The following is a 2,578-nucleotide window of genomic DNA, read 5'->3' on the forward strand; positions in this document are numbered from 1 at the left end:
CGGGCAGACGATCAGCGCCCCCTCGACCGTGGCCCGCATGACGGCGCTCGTGAACGCGCCCGACAAGAGCCGGGTGCTGGAGATCGGCGCCGGGAGCGGCTATCAGGCCGCGGTGCTCGGGGCGATGGGCTACATCGTCTATTCGGTCGAGCGGCACGCGCAGCTCGCGCGTCAGGCGGCGGAGCGGATCGCCGACCTCGGCCTGCTGAACGTCTCGATCAAGCACTTCGACGGCACGTACGGCTGGGCGGCCAACGCCCCGTACCGCGCGATCGTCGTCACCGCCGCGGGGCCCGAGGTGCCGGTGCCGCTGCTGCGGCAGCTCGAGGAGGTCGCCCGCTTGGTGATGCCGCTCGCGCGCGGCGCCGAGCAGCGGCTGGTCTCGATCGAGCGCGACGGCGCGCGTCTCCGCGAGACCGACCACGGCGCCGTGGACTTCGTCCCGCTGATCGGGCGCTACGGCTTCGCCGCCGACGGCGCGGCGAAGCGCTGACGGCCCTTTGCGCCGCGCCGCGCGCGATTCCGCGTCGTTCGAGATTTGACAGCGCGGACCCCTTCGGATATGTTCTTCCGGCCTCGCGGGGAACGAGCCGCGCGGCGGTCCATCAGGTCGGGGTGTAGCGCAGCCTGGTAGCGCACCTGCTTCGGGAGCAGGGGGTCCCGAGTTCAAATCTCGGCACCCCGACCAATTCAACTTCACAACCTCGAATCTCGCGCCGTTCGGTCTCTCGACGCATGGCACCATCGCGTCCTGTGCGCGGCGCCGCGCGCCGCCCGCGGAGGCCACGTCGCTGCCGCAGTCAGCCTCGCGATGGACGTCGGCTTGCTCGTGCGCGTTCTGCGGGCCTGCCTGATCGCGTTCGGGATTCCTTCCTGCAATCCGCCCGGCGACGAGTCGTTGATCAGTCGATTCAATTCCCGAAGCTCGAGAACGCGCCCGGTTGGAGCTCGGCGGACGCGGCGCTCCTGACCGCGGTCGATCGTCCGCGCGGCGCAATTTGTTGCGCGGCGCCGTCGTCGTGGAGCGTTCGAGCGGCGGTAGACTGGCGCCGGTCTCGAGAAGTCGCGACTGGGGCAACCGCGGGTCGTCGTCAGGTCGTCGTGGACACGGCGCTGTTCGCATCGAGGGACGCCGGCGCCGCGGACTGTGCATGTGGCTGCAAGGGGGATCCCCATGACCGTCCGAGCTCGTCTCTTCGCCGCGCGGGCCGCCGCGCTGCTGTTGGCCTCGGTCTGCGCGGGCGCCGCCTCGGCGGGCGAGCGCGCGCCGCTGACGTTCGAACAGCGCGTCGATTGCCGGCGGGCGGTCGAGCAGGTCCGCTGGAACCACCGCGCGTGGCCGAAGGAGAACCCCGGCCCGAAGCCGTCGCTCGCGGAAGTGCTTCCGGACGCGGCGTTGCGCGCGAAGGTCGAGGCGGAGCTCCGGACGTCGGGCCTCCTCGCCGACTACTGGCGGCGGCCGGCGACGGCGGAGCTGCTGCAGGGCGAGATCGACCGAATGGTCCGCGGCACGAAGGCGCCGGAGACGCTGCGGGAGCTGTTCGCCGCGCTGGGCGACGACCCGTACCTGATCGCGGAGTGCCTCGCGCGCCCCGCGCTGGAGCGGCGGCTCGCGGAGCAGTCGTTCTCGGCCGATCGGCGGATCCACGGCCCGCTGTTGGCGGGGATCGAGGCGGAGGTGGCGGCGCTGCGCGGCGACGGCGCGGCGCTGTCGAGGCTCTCGGGCCGTTACGTGGAGACCACGCTGACGCTCGACGACGACGCGTCGGACGGCGCGGCGGCGCGCCGCCTTATCGGATCGGCGCTGCCGCGGACGGTGGTTCTCGATCGTTCGGAGTTCGCGGCGGCGGTCGATCGGCTGCGCGGCGCGTTCGGTCTCGGAACGCGGGCCGTCGAGCTTCGCGGCGCCGACGCGCAGGACGCCGACCTCTCCGCCGAGGTCGCCGCGCTGCCGCGGCGGCGGCCGTCGCGCGTCGAGGACGAGGGAGACCGCTTCGTCGTGCGGACCGTGCTGGACGCGGGCGCCCGGCGCGCGACGATCGGCGCGACGAGCTGGCCGAAGCGCGGCTACGAGGAATGGGCGGCGACGCAAACGGTCGCCGCGGCCGCGGACGTGCGCGAGCCCGCGGGCGGCTACGCGGTCTCGTCGCCCGAATCGGGCGGCTGCGCCGCCGACATGTGGACGCCGACCGCGGCGGCGGGCGCTCCGAACGCGCGCGCCAAGCAGAGCGCGGTCTGGACCGGCGGCGAGCTGATCGTGTGGGGCGGCGGGAACAGCGTCGGCGACTCCGTCAAGACGGGCGGCGCATACGATCCGGCGACCGACGCGTGGATCGCGGGTTCGCTCGCCGCCGGAACCGGCGCCTACGTGCCGAGCGCGCGGCAGTTCCACTCGGCCGTCTGGACGGGGCGCGAGATGATCGTCTGGGGCGGCCGCGACGACGACGATCAGGATCTGGCGACCGGCGGCCGCTACAACCCGACGACGGACGCTTGGTCGCCGAGTTCGCTGACGATCGGGGCGGGCGCGAACGTCCCCGCGGCGCGGGACATGCACACCGCGGTCTGGACGGGGCGC

Annotated in this window: 2 protein-coding genes and 1 tRNA gene; all 3 read left to right on the top strand. The window is 73.5% G+C overall.

The window, feature by feature from the left end; all coding sequences use genetic code 11:
- A partial coding sequence (locus LLG88_04630; protein ID MCE5246193.1) for a protein-L-isoaspartate O-methyltransferase occupies positions 1-493 on the top strand: 493 nt, incomplete at its 5' end.
- Positions 494-611: 118 nt separating this feature from the next.
- A tRNA-Pro gene (locus LLG88_04635) sits at positions 612-688 on the top strand.
- A gap of 486 nt (positions 689-1,174) precedes the next feature.
- A partial coding sequence (locus tag LLG88_04640) for a hypothetical protein (GenBank protein ID MCE5246194.1) occupies positions 1,175-2,578 on the top strand: 1,404 nt, incomplete at its 3' end.

The sequence above is a fragment of the bacterium genome, assembly GCA_021372775.1.
In the GTDB taxonomy this organism is placed as follows: domain Bacteria; phylum Acidobacteriota; class Polarisedimenticolia; order J045; family J045; genus JAJFTU01.